General features: G+C 72.8%; 15 protein-coding genes. All 15 read right to left on the bottom strand.

The annotated features are described in order from the left end of the window. Positions 1–39: 39 nt before the first annotated feature. Positions 40–1,206 (bottom strand): 3-hydroxy-9,10-secoandrosta-1,3,5(10)-triene-9,17-dione monooxygenase oxygenase subunit, encoded by a 1,167-nt coding sequence (hsaA, locus tag ACFYWS_RS24475; RefSeq protein WP_389280100.1) that lies wholly within the window; start codon positions 1,204–1,206, stop codon positions 40–42. Further along, a complete protein-coding gene (locus ACFYWS_RS24480; protein ID WP_389280102.1) occupies positions 1,206–2,003 on the bottom strand; it encodes an SDR family NAD(P)-dependent oxidoreductase in 798 nt (265 codons plus the stop codon). The genes hsaA and ACFYWS_RS24480 overlap by 1 nt, the downstream gene beginning before the upstream one ends. Positions 2,004–2,046: 43 nt before the next feature. After that, positions 2,047–2,976 (bottom strand): 3-oxoacyl-ACP reductase, encoded by a 930-nt coding sequence (locus ACFYWS_RS24485; RefSeq protein ID WP_389280104.1) that lies wholly within the window; start codon positions 2,974–2,976, stop codon positions 2,047–2,049. A 139-nt stretch (positions 2,977–3,115) separates the two neighbouring features. Then, positions 3,116–3,898, bottom strand: a complete 783-nt coding sequence (locus ACFYWS_RS24490) for a 2-keto-4-pentenoate hydratase (RefSeq protein ID WP_389280106.1) — start codon at positions 3,896–3,898, stop codon at positions 3,116–3,118. After that, on the bottom strand, positions 3,891–4,739 hold the full coding sequence (locus ACFYWS_RS24495; RefSeq protein ID WP_389280108.1) for a MaoC/PaaZ C-terminal domain-containing protein: 849 nt from the start codon (positions 4,737–4,739) through the stop codon (positions 3,891–3,893). The genes ACFYWS_RS24490 and ACFYWS_RS24495 overlap by 8 nt, the downstream gene beginning before the upstream one ends. After that, a complete protein-coding gene (locus tag ACFYWS_RS24500; protein ID WP_389280110.1) occupies positions 4,736–5,917 on the bottom strand; it encodes a lipid-transfer protein in 1,182 nt (393 codons plus the stop codon). The genes ACFYWS_RS24495 and ACFYWS_RS24500 overlap by 4 nt, the downstream gene beginning before the upstream one ends. Next, entirely contained in the window at positions 5,914–6,348 is a 435-nt protein-coding gene (locus ACFYWS_RS24505; RefSeq protein WP_389280112.1) for a MaoC family dehydratase, read from the bottom strand. The genes ACFYWS_RS24500 and ACFYWS_RS24505 overlap by 4 nt, the downstream gene beginning before the upstream one ends. Beyond that, positions 6,345–7,475, bottom strand: coding sequence for an acyl-CoA dehydrogenase family protein (locus tag ACFYWS_RS24510; RefSeq protein ID WP_389280114.1), 1,131 nt, complete (start codon positions 7,473–7,475; stop codon positions 6,345–6,347). The genes ACFYWS_RS24505 and ACFYWS_RS24510 overlap by 4 nt, the downstream gene beginning before the upstream one ends. Continuing rightward, complete coding sequence (locus ACFYWS_RS24515) at positions 7,475–9,052, bottom strand: MaoC family dehydratase N-terminal domain-containing protein (protein WP_389280116.1); 1,578 nt, start codon at positions 9,050–9,052, stop codon at positions 7,475–7,477. Before ACFYWS_RS24515 ends, ACFYWS_RS24510 begins: the two co-directional genes overlap by 1 nt. Continuing rightward, positions 9,049–10,215 (bottom strand): acyl-CoA dehydrogenase family protein, encoded by a 1,167-nt coding sequence (locus ACFYWS_RS24520; RefSeq protein WP_389280118.1) that lies wholly within the window; start codon positions 10,213–10,215, stop codon positions 9,049–9,051. Before ACFYWS_RS24520 ends, ACFYWS_RS24515 begins: the two co-directional genes overlap by 4 nt. 35 nt (positions 10,216–10,250) lie before the next feature. Further along, complete coding sequence (locus tag ACFYWS_RS24525; RefSeq protein WP_389280120.1) at positions 10,251–11,906, bottom strand: AMP-binding protein; 1,656 nt, start codon at positions 11,904–11,906, stop codon at positions 10,251–10,253. Positions 11,907–11,923: 17 nt separating this feature from the next. Further along, a complete protein-coding gene (locus ACFYWS_RS24530) occupies positions 11,924–12,685 on the bottom strand; it encodes an SDR family NAD(P)-dependent oxidoreductase (RefSeq protein ID WP_389280122.1) in 762 nt (253 codons plus the stop codon). A 75-nt stretch (positions 12,686–12,760) separates the two neighbouring features. Then, positions 12,761–13,396: a PaaI family thioesterase gene (locus ACFYWS_RS24535; RefSeq protein ID WP_389280124.1), complete on the bottom strand. Its 636-nt coding sequence runs from the start codon at positions 13,394–13,396 to the stop codon at positions 12,761–12,763. After that, positions 13,393–14,283: a MaoC/PaaZ C-terminal domain-containing protein gene (locus ACFYWS_RS24540; protein WP_389280126.1), complete on the bottom strand. Its 891-nt coding sequence runs from the start codon at positions 14,281–14,283 to the stop codon at positions 13,393–13,395. The genes ACFYWS_RS24535 and ACFYWS_RS24540 overlap by 4 nt, the downstream gene beginning before the upstream one ends. Positions 14,284–14,329: 46 nt before the next feature. Beyond that, a complete protein-coding gene (locus tag ACFYWS_RS24545; protein ID WP_389280128.1) occupies positions 14,330–16,543 on the bottom strand; it encodes an acyl-CoA dehydrogenase in 2,214 nt (737 codons plus the stop codon). Positions 16,544–16,552: the final 9 nt, after the last annotated feature.

Consider the following 16,552-nt stretch of genomic DNA (forward strand, 5'->3'; position numbering starts at 1 on the left):
CAGCCCCTGATTCAGGGGCTGTTCACACATGCCCGAGGGTCAGACCAGATTGTCCTCCACGGTCAGCCCGAAGGCGCCGCGGCCGTACATGGCCAGAGCCCGCTCGACGTCGTTGGCGACGTGGACACTGCCGGCGTGGGCGTCCCGCCAGGCCCGTTCGATGGGGTTGCCGCGCCGCAGGGAATGGCCGCCCGCCGTCTTGAACAGCAGGTCGATGGCGGCCACCGCACGCTCCGTGCTCCGCACCTGGTCCCGCCGGGCGCGCAGCCGCAGTTCCATCGGGATCTCCCGTCCCGCCGCGGCGAGCTCCGTCATCTCCCGCAGGTTCCGGTCCATCTGGAGCACGGACGCGTCGACGTCGGAGGCGGCGCGGGCGATCGCCACCTGCGCGAAGGGATCCTCCGCGAACATCCCGCCGCCCAGGCTGAGCCTGACCCGTTCCTTCATCAGCGAGACGTACGAGTCGTACCCTCCGCCGACCGCACCGAGCACCGGCGCGGTCACGGCGCTGGTGAAGACCGTGCCGAACGGGAGCCGGTACAGCGGGCCCTTGTTGACCTTCTGTCCGGGTCCCCGCAGTTGGGCCTGCTCGTAGTTGCGGATCACCCGGTGCGCGGGCACGAAGGCGTTGTCGACGAGGATGTCGTTGCTCGCCGTGCCGCGCAGCCCGACCACGTCCCACACGTCCTCGACGCGGCATTCGGCCCGGGGCACCAGGACCGTCAGGAAGTCCACCGGGCGGCCCTGCGCGCCGACCACGAGGGCGCCGAGGAGCAGCCACTCGGCGTGCTCGCAGCCGGAGGAGAAGCTCCACCGTCCGCTGAGCGTATAGCCGCCGTCCGCCGGGGTGAGGCGGCCGACGGGAGCGTAGGCGGACGACAGCAACGTGTCCGGGTTCTCGCCCCAGACCTCTTCCTGCGCCTGCCGGGGGAAGAGGGCGAGCTGCCAGGGGTGCACGCCGAGGACCGAGGCCACCCAGCCCGTCGAACAGCACACGGCGGAGATCGTGCGGACGACCTCGTAGAAGTCCACCGGATCGGCCTCCAGGCCGCCGTACCGGCGCGGCTGGAGCATCCGGAAGACACCCGCGTCGACGAGCTCGCCGACCGTGCTCCGGGGGATGCGGCGCGCCTCGTCGGCGGCCACCGCGCGCTCTTCGATGGCCGGCAGCAGGGAACGTACGGATTCCAGAACGTCGTTGCCCATCAGCTGTCCTTGTCGGGCAGCAGTCGGCGGGACGCCTCGTGCGCGCCACGCACCAGGTCCGCGCGGGGGAAGCCGCTGCGTGCCTCGGCGGTGGCCGCGTTGCCTCCGGCCACCAGGACCGGGCCGTTCGAGAGGTTCTCCAGTCCTTCGCGGGCGACGTCGTCGGGTTCGGCGACCCGCAGTCCGGGCAGGTCCATGCGGAGTCCGGCCCGTTCCATGGCGGGGGTACGGGTGACGCCCAGCACGAGTTCGAGGACGTGTACGCCGTGTGGCTGGAGCTCGAGCCACAGTCCCTCGGCGAAGACCCGGCCGAACGCCTTCACCGCCGAGTAGACGCTGATCGTGGCCTGTCCGAGGTAACCGGCGAGCGAGCCGACGAGCAGGATTCCGCCCCGGCCCCTGTCCTTCATCCGGGCGCCGAAGTGGTGGGTGAGGGCCAGCTGGGCGGTGATGTTGAGGTCGAGTACCCCTTGGACGCGATCCAGGTCGCCGCTGACGAACTCGTGGCCGTAACTGTTGGCCCCCGCGTTGAAGACCAGCAGGCCGACCTCCAGGTCGTGGGTGACCTCGCGGATGCGCTCCACAGAGTCCGTGGCGAGCAGGTCGAGGGCGAGGGTACGCACCTCGACACCGCGGGCCCGCGCGTCGTCGGCGGTCCGCTCCAGTGGCTCCGGTTTGCGGGCGATGAGCACCAGGTTGACACCGGCGTCCGCGAGCTGGTGGGCGAACGAGGCGCCGACCCCCTCGGACCCTCCGGCGATCACGGCCCATGGCCCGTACACACCCTTGTCGAGCATCGGCTTCCTTCCTGCTTGTCGTGCTTGCTTGTCGTGGTACGGCCTAGTGGGCGGCGGGCTGGGTGCCGGTGGTGTCGAGCGCGGCCACGGAGTACGCGGCGTACGTGCGGTACGGGTCGCGGCCCTCGAAGTACGGGGTCAGCTGGGCGTCGAGTTCCGCCGCGGTGAACACCCCGTCGGCGGCGGTGAACTTGTGCTCCACGGTCGGCGGGGCCATCAGGGCGACCATGTCGCCGTAGACGACGAACACCTGGCCGTTGATGCCGTCCGCGGCCGGGGACGCCAGGTGGGTGACGAAGGTGCCGACGCGCTCCGGGGCCATGATGTCGAGCCCGCCCTCGGGACCGTTCCCGGTGCCGAAGGAGTCGGCGGTCATCTCCGTGCGGGCGCGCGGGCAGATGGCGTTCGCCCGCACGCCGTAGCGGGCCAGGCCCTGCGCGGTGGCCAGGGTCAGGGCGGTGATGCCTGCCTTGGCCGCCGAGTAGTTGGGCTGGCCGGGGGCGCCGAACAGGAAGGCCTCGGAGGAGGTGTTGACGACGCGTCCGAAGACGGGCCCGCCGGCGGCCTTGCTCGCGGCACGCCAGTGCACGGCGGCGGCGCGCGAGACGGCGGCGTGGCCCTTGAGGTGGACGCGGATCACATCGTCCCAGTCGGACTCGGAGAGATTGAAGAGCATCCGGTCGCGCAGCACGCCCGCGTTGTTGACGAGGATGTCGAGGCCGCCGAAGGTGTCCACGGCGGCTTCGACCAGGCGCTCGCCCATGGCCCAGTCGCCGACGTCCCCGGTGACCGCGACGGCGCCGGACCCCAGCGCGCGGATCTCGGCCACCACATCGTCGGCGGCCTGCCCGATGTCGTTGACGACGACGTCGGCGCCCTGGGCGGCGAGTGCCAGCGCCTCGGCCCGGCCAAGCCCCGCGCCCGCTCCGGTGACGACCGCCGTGCGCCCTGCCAGGGTCTGTGTCGCGCTCATGCTGCGGCTCCCTCTGTGTGTCGGTGAGTGGAGTGCGGTGTTCGGAGTGATCACCGCGAGCACAAAACTAGTATTCGTTTCAGTTTTCGCGGTGGGGATGTCCCGCTGAGTGGACGCGGCCTCATCCCATCGACAGGCCCTACGTGAACCGGGCCGACACGGAGCCGAGCCCCGCGAAGTCCGCCCGGAACTCGTTCCCCGGGCGCACGTCGACCGCGCGGGTGCACGAACCCGGAAGCACCAGGTGCCCCGCCTCCAGGCGCACACCGAACGAGGCGACCTTGCGGGCGAGCCAGGCCACCGCCTCCGTGGGGTCGCCGAGGACGGCGCTGGTGTTGCCCCGGGCGATCTCCGTACCGTCCTGGTACAGCACCGCCTCGATGTCCGCGGGGTTCAGATCACGTGGCGCCACCCGCGCGTCGCCCAGGATCACACCGGCCGACGAGGCGTTGTCGGCGATGGTGTCGGCCAGGCCGATCCGCCAGTCGGAGATCCGGCTGTCGATGAGTTCGAGGGACGGCACGATGTGGTCGGTGGCGGCGAGGACGTCCTCGGTCGTGCAGCCCTCCCCCGGCAGGGACTTGCCGAGGACGTAGCCGATCTCGACCTCGACGCGGGGGAAGCAGTAGCGGGAGGCGTCGACGGTCGGCCCGGTCAGCACCATGTCGTCGAGCAGGTGGCCGTAGTCCGGTTCGTCGACGCCCATCATGCGCTGCATGACCTTCGAGGAGAGCCCCACCTTGTGGCCGCGCACCGTCGCGCCGTCGGCCAACCTGCGGCGGATGCCGAGGAGTTGGATCTCGTAGGCGTCGACGACGTCGATGCCCGGGAAGGTGTCGACGAGCGGGGCGATGGGGCTGCGGTCGCCCTCGGCGGCCCGCAGCAGGTCGGCTGCGGCCGCACGGCTCGCGGTGTCAAGCAAGGGAGTTCTCCTTCGGGAAGGTCCGCTCGGCGGCGGGCGCGGCGGGGTGGAAGCGGACCAGGCCGCCCGACAGGGCGCGGCGTCCGTCGGCCGAGGCCTCGAAGCGGGCCGCGCCGCCGCCGTCGGTCAGCGCCGTCACGTCGAGCCGGTCGCCCGGGAAGACGGGCGCGGCGAACCGTGCCCGCAGCTCCGTCAGGTCGGCCGGGTGCGCGCCCAGCGCGGGTGCGAGGGTCAGAGTGGTGGCGGCCAGCGCGCACAGGCCGTGCAGGAAGGGCCGGGGCTGCCCGGCGGCGCGGGCCGCGGCCGGGTCGATGTGCATGGCGTGGCGGTCACCGAGCAGCCGGTAGAGCGCGGCCTGCCGGTCGTGGGTGTCGACGGTCAGGCTGCGTGCCGTGCCGCCCGCGGGACGGGACGGGGCCGCGGGGCCGCGCTCCCCGCCGAACCCGCCGCCGCCCGGCGCGAACAGCGACCAGGTCGCGACGAAGCTCTCGGCGCTGACCTCCACCTCGAAGACCGCGGCGGATCCCTTGTCCCACACCTCGGTGACCCGCGCCCGCGTCGTCAGCTCGCCCGCAGGGTCCAACGGCCGCCGCACCACGAGGTGTTGGGCCCCGTGCACGGCGGTGGTGACGTCGAACGCACCGAGGGCGCCGAGTGCGTCGGGGGCCCACTGGGCGAGCGTGAGCGCGAAGGTGGGCAGCACCCGCAGGCGCTCCTCGTGGACGAGGTCGAGCGCGGTCGCGGGCGCACCCACGGCCAACGCGTAGAGAATGGCGTCGCGTTCGGTGTACGCGACCGTGCGGGTACCCAGGTCGTGGCCGCGCCACGGGGAGACGTTCATCGGTCCGCGCCGAGGATCAGTCCGCTGGTGGGCACTCCGGTGCCGGCGGTGACCATGACGTGGGCGACGTCGTCGGGCTGGTTCACCGAGGTGCCGCGCACGAGGCGGACCCCTTCGGCGATGCCGTTCATGCCGTGCAGGTACGCCTCGCCGAGCTGCCCGCCGTGGGTGTTCGTCGGCAGGGCGCCGCCGAGTTCCAGATGGCCGTCGGCGATGAAGTCCTTCGCTTCGCCCCGGCCGCAGAACCCGAGTTCCTCCAGTTGCGGCAGGACGAGCGGGGTGAAGTGGTCGTAGAGGATCGCGGCGTCCATGTCGGCGGCGGACAGACCGCTCTGCGCGTAGAGCTGACGGCCGGTCAGGCCCATCTCCGGGATGCCGGTGATGGAGGGGCGGTAGTAACTCGTCATCATGTGCTGGTCCTCGCCCAGGCCCTGGGCCGCGCCGCGGATCAGCGCGGGCGGGTGGGGCAGGTCGCGGGCCCGTTCGGCGGAGACGATGACGAGGGCCTGGCCGCCGTCGGTCTCCTGGCAGCAGTCGAGCAGCCGCAGCGGCTCGGCGATCCACCGTGACGCCTGGTGGTCGGCGAGGGTGATGGGGCGGCCGTGGAACCAGGCCGCCGGGTTGTTCGCCGCGTGCGCCCGGTCGACGACGGCGACCCTCCCGAAGTCCTCGGTGGTGGCGCCGTATTCGTGGAGGTAGCGGCGGGCGAACATGGCGACCCACTGAGCGGGGGTGCTCAGCCCGAAGGGGGTCATCCACGCGTACGCGGCCCGGTCGGCGGTCGTGTCCATCGCCCGGTCGGCCTGGCCGAGACCGTACCGCTCGCCGGAGCGTTCGTTGAAGGCGCGGTAGCAGACGACGACCTCGGCGGCCCCAGTGGCGACCGCCATGGCGGCCTGCTGGACGGTGGCGCAGCCCGCGCCGCCGCCGTAGCCGATCCGGGAGAAGAAGGTCAGCTCCCCCATGCCCAGGTTGCGGGCGAGGTGGATCTCGGAGTTGGTCTCCGCGGTGAAGGTGACCAGTCCGTCGACCTCGGACGGGGCGAGCCCGGCGTCGGCGAGCGCGGCGAGCACCGCCTCGCAGGCGAGCTGGAGTTCGCTGCGCCCGGAGTTCTTGGAGAACTCGGTCGCGCCGATCCCGGCGATCGCCGCCGTGCCCGTCAGGGGGTATGTGCTCATCGCGGCGCCGCCTCCTTCGGCAGCCGCACCGTGACGGTGCCGGTGACATGGTTGCCCAGGCTGTTGGCGCCGGTCACGGCGATGTCCACGCGGCCGTCGTCGTGCCGGGCGCGCACCTCGCCGCTGAGCGTCATCGTGTCTCCCGGGTAGTTGGGCGCGCCGAGCCGGATGCGGATCGCGGTGACGGTGGCGGCCGGGCCCGCCCAGCCGGTGACGTACCGGTCGACCAGTCCGTTGCTGGTCAGGATGTTCATGAAGATGTCCTTCGAGCCGCGCTGCCGGGCGAGTTCGGGGTCGTGGTGGACGTCCTGGTAGTCGCGGCTCGCGAGGGCCGTGGCGACGATCAAGGTGCGGGTCAGCGGGATCGGCAGGTCGGGCAGCTGCTCGCCGACGGTCACCTGTCCGTACGTCCGGGTGGGTGGGAGCGTCACGAGGCCACCGCCGGCTGGGCCAGGACGTCGCCGAGCCGGGAGAGCTGGGCGCGGGCGCCGCCCAGGGTGGACGCGATCTGCCGCCCCCACAGGAAGTGCCGGTGGACGGGGTAGTCGGTGTCGACGCCGATGCCGCCGTGCAGGTGCTGCACCCGGTGCACGGTGGTCAGACCCGCCTCGGATGCCCACCAGTTGGCGACGAGGGCGGCGGACTCCTGCTCCGCTTCGTCTGCCTCCCCACCGGACAGGGCGTCCACCGCGTGCCACATGGTGACGCGCAGGGCGTCGATGTCGATGTAGCAGTCCGCCAGCTGGTGCTGCACCGCCTGGAAGGTGGCGAGCGGGCGGCCGAACTGCTTGCGCTCGCGCAGATGGTCGGCGGCATGCCCCAACGCGCCTGAGGTGACACCGAGTTGGAGCGCGGCCAGCGCGGTGTGCGCGAGCCGCACGGTCCACTCGACCGCCCCCTGACCCGGGGTGCCGACCGCCTCGGCGGGGGCGCCGTCGAGCGTGAGGTGTCCGCTCAGATCGTGGTCGGTCGTCTCGGCGTGCTCCCAGGTCACCCCTGCGGCGTCGGCGGCGACGAGGAAGAGGCCGGTACCGGCCCCCGTGTCGGCGCTGACCAGAACGTGGGAGGCGCCGGTCGGGCTGGGCACGGCAGCCTTCTGCCCGGTCAGCCGCCAGGGCGCGGCGTCCCCCGGGGCCGATGCGGCGAAGGTTTGGGGCGCCAGCGGGTCGGCCGGGCCGAACTCCTCAAGGGCCAGGGCCAGTCGGGCCGTGCCCGCGACGAGCGGCGGCAGCAGCAGGGCGCGGGTGCGGGCGTCGCCGTGCGCGGCGACGGCGAGCGCGCCGACCAGGGTCGACCACAGGGGCACGGGTGCCACGCTGCGGCCCTGCTCCTCCAGGAGCACACACAGCCCGGCCGGGCCCAGCCCCGCGCCGCCCACCGCCTCCGGCAGCGCGACGCCGACCAGTCCGGCGTCGGCGAGGTCGGCCCACAGCCTCTCGTCGACCCGGCTCTGCGAGGTCTCCACGGCGCGCAGCCGCTCGGGGGACGTCCGGTCGGAGAAGATCTCCCGTGCCAGGTCCCGTACGGCTTCGAGCTCTTCTCCCAGGGAGAAATCCATCAGTTGGCCTCCGCTTCGGCGGGCCGGAAGACCGGCAGGGTCAGGTCGGGGTCGGCGTCGAACCAGTCGAGGACCACCCGCATGCCCACCGTCACGTCCTCGGGCGTGACGCCGGTGAGATTGGCGATGAGCCGGGTGCCCTCGTCCAGCGCTACGACGGCGACGACGTGCGGGAAGTCGAACGCGGGGTGCCGGGGGTGATGGTTCACCACGAAGCTGTACACCTCACCGCGCCCCACGGACTCGACGGTGTCCCACTCAAGGGATCCGCAGGCGGGGCAGCAGGGGCCCGGCGGGTGACGCAGCACCTCACAGGCGGCGCAGCGCTGAATGAGCAGACGGTGTTCGCGCGCCCCCTCGAACCAGAAGGCGTTGTCCCGGTTGACGGCGGGGCGGGGGCGCGGCGCCTTCGGGGCGGTGCCTGCGGTGTCCGCGCTCTGCGGTGCGCGGGTGTCCGCCGTCTCGGGTCCGGCGGTGCCCGTCGTCTCGGGTCCGCCGGTGACCGCCACCCCGGTACCGGCGGTGTCCGTCGTCTCGGTACCGGCGGTGTCCGTCGTCTCGGCCCCGGCGGTGTCCGCCATCTCGGCCCCGGCGGTGTCCGCCATCTCGGGTCCGCCGGTGTCCGCCATCTCGGCCCCGGCGGTGCCCGTCGCCTCCGGTCCGCCGGTGTCCGCCACCCCGGCCCCAGCGGTGCCCGTCGCCTCGGATCCGCCGGTGACCGCCATCCCGATCCCGGCGCTGCCCGCCACCTCGATCCCGGCGCTGCCCGTCGTCTCGGCCCCGGCGGTGCCCGCCATCTCGGCCCCAGCAGTGCCCGCCATCTCGGGTCCGCCGGTGTCCGCCACCCCGGCCCCAGCGGTGCCCGCCATCTCGGGTCCCCCGGTGCCCGCCACCCCGGCCCCGACAATGTCCGCCATCCCGATCCCGGCGCTGCCCGCCACCCCGGCCCCAGCAGTGCCCGCCATCTCGGGTCCCCCGGTGCCCGCCACCCCGGCCCCGCCGGCGTCCGCCACCCCGGCCCCGCCGGTCCCCGCCACCCCAGCCCCGGCGGGCCGGAAGCGCAGGGTGCGCCAGCGTTGCGTCGCGACGGTCCGCTCGTCCTGGTCGGTGTACGTCTTCACGGTCGTGACGAAGCGTCCGGTGCCGAGGCCGGTGCGCTTCTGAGTCGAGATCGACTCGACGGTCTCGCGCACGGCGATCCGGTCGCCGGGGGCGAGTTCGCGCAGGAACTCGAAGTCGGAGTCCGTGGCCACGACCGAGGTGTAGCCGCCCTCGTCGAGCAGCGCGACGAGTTCGTCGAAACCGCGCCGCCCGTCGTCCGTGGCCGTTCCGTAGCCTCGCATCGTCCATGCCTGGCACATGGACGCGGGGGCCACCACGTCCGCGCGGCCCGTGGCCCGCGCCGCCGCGGCGTCGGTGTAGACGGGGTTGGTGTCACCCATGGCGGCGGTCCAGTGCCTGATCATCGGCTCGTTGACCGGGTCGGGCCCCGGGGTGCGCGCGGCCAGTTCCCTTCCGACGAAGGCCAGCAAGCGCTGTTCGTAGTCGGGCAGTTCACCAGTGTCGTCGGACGTCATGCGCCACGCCCCGCCCGCGGCAGTCCGAGGCCCTGGGTTGCGACCATGTCGCGCAGGATCTCGTTGACGCCGCCGCCGAAGGTGTTCACGATGCCCTGCCGGGAGAGCTGTTCCACCTGCCCGGCGAGGGCCGCGCCGGGTGACTCGGGCCGGATTCGTCCGGCGGCGCCGAGGATCTGGGTGAGCGAGCGCTGTACGTCGATGTGTGTCTCGGTGCCGTACACCTTCGTGGCGCCGGCGTCGGCGCCCGTCAGCGTGCCGTTCGCGACCGCGGCCGTCATCTTCCAGTTCATCAGCCGCATCGCCTCCAGACGGGCGTGCGTCCGGGCGAACTCCTCGCGCACCCAGGGGAGTTCGTACGTCCCGTTGTCCCTGGCCCAGGCCAGGACCCGCTCCCTGAGCTGGATCATGCGCCCGCCGAGCGCGGCGAGACCGATCCGTTCGTGGTTGAGCTGGGCGGTGATGAGCCGCCAGCCGCCGTCCACCTCACCCACGACGTCATCGGCGGGGACCCTGATGCCGCTGTAGTAGGTCGCGGTGACGACCATGCCGCCGACGGTCGGCAGCGGGCTCCAGGAGAATCCTTCGGCGTCGGTCGGCACGATCAGGATCGAGATGCCCTTGTGCTTGGGGGCGTCCGGGTCGGTGCGTGCGGCGAGCCAGATGTAGTCGGCCGTGTTGGCGCCGCTGGTGAAGATCTTGCTGCCGTCCACCACGAAGGAGTCGCCGTCGCGGCGCGCCCGGGTGCTCAGCGAGGCGAGGTCGGTGCCGGCCTCCGGCTCGGTGTAGCCGATGGCGAAGACGATCTCGCCGGCGAGGATGCCGGGCAGGAAACGCTTCTTGTGCTCCTCCGATCCCTGCGCCATGAGGGTGGGGCCCACGGTGTTCACCGTGACGAACGGGAAGGGCAGTCCGGCCCGTTGGACCTCGTCGAAGAAGACGTACTGGTCCTCGGCCGAGCGGCCCTGTCCGCCGTACTCGGTGGGCCAGCCGATGCCGAGCCAGCCGTCGGCGCCGAGACGCGCGACGATCTCCCGGAAGCGGCTGCCGCCCACGCCCTCCTCGCCGGCCCTGCGGCGTTCCTCCTCGGGCATCAAGGAGGCGAAGTACGCCCTCAGTTCGCGGCGCAGCTCACGCTGCGCGGCGCTCTCGCGCAGATGCATCTGGTTCTCCTCGGTCGGGCGTGGCTGTCTGATCGTCAGGGGAGGAAGCGGGCGCGGCCGTTGGCGTGGAAGGCGTCGCGCAGGGCGGCCTTGTCGGCTTCGCTCATCAGGGCGTACGCGGGGGTGCCGCGGCCCGCCCAGTGGTGGACGGGGTCGTCGGTGCGCCAGCCGTCCAGTTGCATCTCCTTCTTGCGCAGCTTGTTGGAGCCGGTGGTCGGCAGGGCGTGCGACACCCGTACGTAGCGGGGTGCGCCCTTGGTCCCGAGGTCCTCCTGGCGGGCGAGGAACTCCGGCAGGTCCAGGTCCTCGAACCGGGTCCCCTCCGGTATCTCGACGGCCGCCATCACCTGGTCGCCGGAGCGCGGGTCGGGGACGCCGAAGACACCGGCGGCGAGGACCCGTGGATGGCGGCGCAGGACGCGCTCGGTGAGCAGCGCGGAGGTGTTCTCGCCGTCGACGCGGATCCAGTCGCCGGAGCGGCCCGCGAAGTAGAAGTAGCCGGCCTCGTCGACGTAGCCGAGGTCTCCGGTCCAGTACCAGCCGTGCCGGACGCGTTCGGCGTTGGCGGCCTCGTTGTTGTAGTAGCCCTCGAAGCGGGCCGCTCCCTCGGTGTCGACGATCTCGCCGATGGCCTCCTCGGGGTTCTGCACCCGGCCGTGCTCATCGAGCACGGCGGCGGGGCACGTCGTGCGCCGCTCGGGGTGGACGATGCGCACGCCGTCGCGCGCCGGGACGCCGAGCGCGCCCGTCGGGGCGTCCGGGGCGCGCCGCAGCATGCCGGCCCCCTCGCTCGATCCGTAGCCCTCGACGAGCTTGCAGCCGAAGCGGCGACGGAAGGCGGCGGCGTCCTCAGGAGACGCCTCGGTGCCGAAGGCGTGGGTGAGCTGGTTGTCCTGGTCGTGGGGTGTCTCGGGCTGGGCGAGGACGTAGCTGATCGCCTTGCCCACGTACGTGAAGAAGGTCGCGGAGAAGTGCCGGACGTCGGGCAGGAACCCGGAGGCGGAGAACGTGGCGGTGAGAGCGACCGTGGCGCCGGCGGTGAGCGCGGGGGCCCACAGCGCCATGAGCGCGTTGCCGTGGAACAGCGGCATCGGGCAGTAACAGATGTCGGTCCTGCTGATGTCGTACTTGGCGCTGTTGGCCGCGCCGAGTCCGGCGAGCCGCCCCTGCGAGCAGAGGGCCGCCTTGGAGGTGCCGGTGGTGCCCGAGGTGAGGAGGAGGAGCATGTGGGTGGTGGCGGTGACGTCCGGGTCCCGGGCCGGCTCGGCCGCGTGCGCGGCGACCTCGTGTGCGTAGCCGGGGTCGTCGACCACGAGGAAACGCTCCCGCGCGACACCGACGTCGAGGCCGTCGAGCAGCTTCAGTCCCGCACGGTCGGTGACGATCAACTGGCAGTCGGTGTGCCGGACTTCGCGCTCCAGTTCCGCTCCGCGCCGGGTCGGGTTGATGCCGACGACGGCCGCCCCGCCCAGTGCGGCGGCGCCCAGCCAGAAGACGTACTCCGGCACGTTGTCGAGGAGTACGCCGATGTGGAACGGGCCGTCCGCGCGCAGCTCACGCGCCCAGGCGGCGCGGGCGGCGCTCTCACGGACGACCTCGTCCCAGGTCCAGGCGCGTTCGCGGGTGCGCAGCCCCGTGTGGTCGTCCCCGACGCGGGCGAGCAGCAGGTCGGCGATGGTCTGGTGTGGCACGGTCGGTTACCCCTGTGTCAGTCGAAGTTGGCCTGCCCGCCGTCCAGCGGGACGGTGGCGCCGGTGAGGTAGCGGGCGTCGGGACCGCAGAGCATGACGACGGCGCGGCCTATGTCCTGCTCGCAGTCGCCGACGTAGCCGAGCGGGATGGAGGCGACGAACTCCTCGGCCTCCTCCGGGTTCTGGGCCTGCCACCCCTCGTACGCGGGTGAAGTGGCGTGCGGGGCGATGGCGTTGACGCGGATGCCGTCGCGGCCCCATTCGCCCGCGGCGGTCCTGGTCAGGGAGCGCAGCGCCACCTTGGCCGCGGCGTAGGCGCCGTAGCCGCGCAGGTCCCAGCGGACCATGGCGGAGGTGACGAGATTGATCACTGATCCGCCGCCGTTCCGCTTCAGGTACGGGTGGCAGGCCTTCATGAGGGCGAGGGCGGCGAAGGGGCCGCTGCGGAAGCCCTTCTCGAAGTCGGCGTCGCTCATCGAGAGCAGCGGACCGTAGGAGCCGGAGTAGGCGTTGTTGACGAGGATGTCGATGCCGCCGAGGCGTTCGGCGACGGCGTCGACCATCGCCGGGATGCGCGCGGTGTCGAGCACGTCGAGGACGAAGGGCTCCGCGCGGGCTCCGCGGGCGCGCAGTTCCTCGCAGACTGTGATCAGTTTTTCCTCGGTGCGGCCGAGTGCGGCGATCGCGGCGCCCTCGGCGGCGAGCGCGAGGGCGATGCCACGGCCCACGCCCTGGCCTGCTCCGGTGACGAGCGCGACCTTGCCGTCGAGGCTTCCCATCACGTTCCCCTTCCTGATGTCATGTCTGCTTGTCCGTGTCGGCGGGAGCCGGTGTCCCCGCCGTGCGCTCGCCGCTCACTGCGGCCGGGGCAGCTCCTTGGTGATGAACAGGCCCTCGGCCGTGACGCACTCCTTGCCGCCGGCCGAGATGGCGCCCACGGTCCTGATCCGCCGTCCGTCCACGGACATTTGACGGCCCGTGATGGTGAGCGGCTCGAACAGTGGGGTGGGGCGGAGGTAGCGCAGGGTCAGTTCGGCCGTCATGCCGGAGGGGCCGCCCCAGTGGTTGGCCACGCCCAGGGTGTGGTCGAGCAGCAGGGCGGAGATGCCTCCGTGGACGTGTCCGGGCGGGCCCTGGTACGGCAGTCCGAGGGTGACCGTGCCGGTGATGGATCCGTCGTCGACGCCGTGCAGGGTGAGCGGCGGGGCCAGGGCGTTCTCGGGCCCGGTGACCGGGTCGTGCCGGGTCACGCCCTCCCCCTCCCACATCCGGGCCATGCGCCGGTCCCGGTCGGGGGCGTGGCCCTCCAAGGTGCCTGCGACGTCGAGCAGTTGCTTGGCGATGGCTGTCATGTCGAGGGAGGTGTCGTCGCCCGCGGCGAGCAGCGCCTCGACCACCCGGCGGGCGGCGGCCACCGCGGTGTCCACGCCGTCCTCGTGCGGGGCGGCGACCAGCGGGGGCCCCGCCGTCTCCCGCGTACCGGCGCTCATGCGCGCACCGTCGCGGTGGCGTGGGTGAGTACCGGGGCGTCGTCCCGCTCGGGGCAGGTGGCCCGGAGCAGCAGCCGTTCGGTCCCGGCCTGTTGGCCCGTCTCGCGCCACACCGAGGTGCGGATGGTCTCGCCGGGCGTCAGGATGCCCGCGAACCGTACGGACAGGCCCTGAAGGCGGGTGGCGTCGCCGTCGAGGAGGCCGTCGACCAGGGCCTTGCCGACCAGTCCGTACGAGGCGAGGCCGTGCAGGATCGGCTGCTCGAAGCCGACGGCACGTGCGAACTCCGGGTCGGCGTGCAGGGGGTTGAGGTCGCCGTTGAGGCGGTACAGCAGGGCTTGGCGCGGGGTGGTGGGGGTGTCGATGACCAGGTCGGCCGGTCGCCCGGGTTCGGTCGTCGTGTCCTCGGGACCCGGTTCGCCGCCGAAGCCGCCCTCGCCCCTGGCCCAGATGCGCGTGGTGCTGGTCCACAGGGCCGCACCGTCGCTGTCGGTCGCCTCCGAGACGAGGACGACCAGGGCGGCCTTGCCCTTGTCCCAGACCTCGGCGACGCGTGAGGTGAGGGTGGCGGTGCCGGACGCGGGCAGCGGCCGGTGGACGGCGAGTTCCTGTCCGGCGTGCAGCATCGACCGCAGGTCGATGTCGATGCCGGGCATCGCGTCGGCCGCCATGGGGGCGTCGCCGGCCGATGGCCCGGTGCCCGCGACCATCGCGAAGGTCGGCAGGACCGCGAGTCCGCGTTCGTAGGTGAGGTGGAGCTCGGGGTCGGCGCTCGGTCCGGCTCCCGCGCCCAGGCTGAGGTGGTACAGGAGCACGTCACGGGCGCTCCAGCTGATGGTGCGTGAGGTCGGCTCGGCGGTGAGCGCCTTGTGCCGGTCGATGGGCATGGACGGCCTTTCTCAGGCTGGGGCGGTGGGAGCGGGGAGGGCGGGGTCAGGCGCGGCCGGCGCGCTGTCCCGGCACGGGCTGGGGGTCGCGCGGGAGGCCGAGGATGCGTTCGCCGATGATGTTCAGCTGGACCTCCGTGGTGCCGCCCGCGATGGACATGCAGCGGGAGTTGAGGAACATCCAGGTGGGGTCGTGGCGGCGGCCCTGCCCGGTCAGCGCGGCGGGCCCTTGCCACTCCACGCACATCTCCCACACCTGCTGCTGGTGTTCGACGCCGAGGAGCTTGGCGATGCTCGCTTCGGCTCCCGGCTGTCCCCCGGCGACCGAGCGCAGGGTCGTGCGCAGGCCGAGCAGGGCCCCGGACTGGCCGTCGCAGAGGGCGGCGCCGAGTTCGGTGAGCCGGGTCTCGTCGACGATGCCGGGCGTGGCGGCGGCCATCTCCAGGAGGGTCTGGGCCCCGTCGCCGACGGTGTCGCCTGCGAGGGCGACACGTTCGTTGGCGAGGGTGGTGCGGGCGAGTCGCCAGCCGTCGCCGGGCCGCGCGACGAGCAGTTCGTCGGGGACGAACACGTCGTCGAGGAAGACCTCGTTGAACTCGGCCTCACCGGTGATCTGCCGCAGCGGGCGGATGTCGATCCCAGGGCTCGTCATGTCGAGGATGAAGTACGACAGGCCCTTGTGCTTGGGCACGTCGGCGTCGGTGCGGGCGATCAGGACGCCCCAGTGGGCGTCGCGGGCCATGGAGGTCCACACCTTCTGCCCGCTGATCCGCCAGCCGCCGTCGGCCTTCTCGGCGCGGGTGCTCAGGGCGGCGAGGTCGGAGCCCGCCCCGGGTTCGCTGAACAGCTGACACCAGTTGATGTCGCCGCGCAGGCTCGGGCCGAGGAAGCGCTCCTTCTGCGCGTCGTTGCCGTGCTCGATGAGTGTCGGCACCACCCAGCCACCGATGATCATGTCGACGGGGGTGAGTTCCGCGTCCCGCAGTTCCTCGGCGATGACGAGCTGGGTGACCGGGTCCGCGCCCTTGCCCCAGGGGGCGGGCAGGTGGGGTGCGGTGTAGCCGTCGTCGGCGAGCCGTGTCGCGCGTTCCTTGCCCTCCAGGCCCGCCGCCAGGGCGAGTTCGGCCCGGATCTCCGCGCGGACCGACTCCGCCTCGGGCGGCAGCTCGACCGACAGGTCGCGGCGGGCGCCGTCCAGGGTGAGGCGGGCGACCCGGCGCTGCCAGTGCGCGGTGTTCCCGAGGGTGACCCGCAAGGTCTGGGCCCGGCGCAGGGCGAGGTGGGCGTCGTGCTCCCAGGTGAAGCCGATGCCGCCGAGGACCTGGATGCAGTCCTTGGCGGTGGTGAAGCCCGCCTCGACGCTGGTCGCCGCGGCGACGGCCGCGGCGAGTTCCGCCTCCCGCGGGTCGGTGGCCGCGGCGGGGTCGTGGGCGCGGGCCGCGTCCCAGGCGCAGGCCCTGGCCTGTTCGGCGCGGGCGAGCATACGGGCGCACCGGTGCTTGACGCCCTGGAACTGGCCGATGGGCCGCCCGAACTGCTCCCGTACGCGGGCGTAGTCGGCCGCGGCGGTGACGCAGCGGTCGGCGATCCCGGAGGCCTCTGCGGCGAAGAGGGCGGCGGCCAGATCGAACGGGAGGTACGCCTCGACGGCGAGGACGTCCGTGGCCTCGACCGCCACCTCCCGTACGCCGAGCCGGGACGAGCGCCGGGTGAGGTCGTGGCTGGCGAGGTTCTCCACCGCCACGGCGGCGCGCGGCAGCACGATCCAGGTGAACCGGTCGCCCTCCCGGGCCGGGACGACGAAGAGGTCGGCGAGGTGGCCTCCCACGACGAGTTCGGTGTCACCGTCCACGCGGGTCGTGCCGTCCGTGGCGCGGGTCAGGGTGAGCGTTCCGGCTCCGAGGCCGACGGCGCCGAGGAGCCGGCCGTGGGCGAGGCCGTCGAGGTGGGCCGTGTGCCCGGCCCGGTGCAGGATCGCGGCCGCGAGCGTACTCGGCAGGAACGGCCCGGGAGTCAGGGCTCTGCCCAACTCCTCTGTGACGACGGCGAGTTCGAGCAGGCCGAAGCCGGAGCCGCCGTGTTCCTCGGGAAGGTGCAGACCCAGCAGGCCCTGCGCGGCGATCTCCTGCCAGTACGCGGGGAGTGTCTCCTCCTTCGCGTCCACGGCGTGCCGGAGTGCCTCCGGTGTGATGTGCCGGTCCGTGAAGGTGCGGACGGCGTCGCGCAGGTCGCGGTGTTCCTCGGTGAGGCCGATGGTCATGACGCCCCC

It is taken from the genome of Streptomyces sp. NPDC002795, assembly GCF_042888725.1.
Lineage (GTDB): Bacteria > Actinomycetota > Actinomycetes > Streptomycetales > Streptomycetaceae > Streptomyces.

Excerpts from the sequence above, each read along its gene's own strand:
- hsaA (WP_389280100.1), bottom strand. The coding sequence starts at position 1,206 with ATGGGCAACGACGTTCTGGAATCCGTACGTTCCCTGCTGCCGGCCATC.
- ACFYWS_RS24480 (WP_389280102.1), bottom strand. The coding sequence starts at position 2,003 with ATGCTCGACAAGGGTGTGTACGGGCCATGGGCCGTGATCGCCGGAGGG.
- ACFYWS_RS24485 (WP_389280104.1), bottom strand. The coding sequence starts at position 2,976 with ATGAGCGCGACACAGACCCTGGCAGGGCGCACGGCGGTCGTCACCGGA.
- ACFYWS_RS24495 (WP_389280108.1), bottom strand. The coding sequence starts at position 4,739 with ATGAACGTCTCCCCGTGGCGCGGCCACGACCTGGGTACCCGCACGGTC.
- ACFYWS_RS24500 (WP_389280110.1), bottom strand. The coding sequence starts at position 5,917 with ATGAGCACATACCCCCTGACGGGCACGGCGGCGATCGCCGGGATCGGC.
- ACFYWS_RS24510 (WP_389280114.1), bottom strand. The coding sequence starts at position 7,475 with ATGGATTTCTCCCTGGGAGAAGAGCTCGAAGCCGTACGGGACCTGGCA.
- ACFYWS_RS24515 (WP_389280116.1), bottom strand. The coding sequence starts at position 9,052 with ATGACGTCCGACGACACTGGTGAACTGCCCGACTACGAACAGCGCTTG.
- ACFYWS_RS24520 (WP_389280118.1), bottom strand. The coding sequence starts at position 10,215 with ATGCATCTGCGCGAGAGCGCCGCGCAGCGTGAGCTGCGCCGCGAACTG.
- ACFYWS_RS24530 (WP_389280122.1), bottom strand. The coding sequence starts at position 12,685 with ATGGGAAGCCTCGACGGCAAGGTCGCGCTCGTCACCGGAGCAGGCCAG.
- ACFYWS_RS24535 (WP_389280124.1), bottom strand. The coding sequence starts at position 13,396 with ATGAGCGCCGGTACGCGGGAGACGGCGGGGCCCCCGCTGGTCGCCGCC.
- ACFYWS_RS24540 (WP_389280126.1), bottom strand. The coding sequence starts at position 14,283 with ATGCCCATCGACCGGCACAAGGCGCTCACCGCCGAGCCGACCTCACGC.
- ACFYWS_RS24545 (WP_389280128.1), bottom strand. The coding sequence starts at position 16,543 with ATGACCATCGGCCTCACCGAGGAACACCGCGACCTGCGCGACGCCGTC.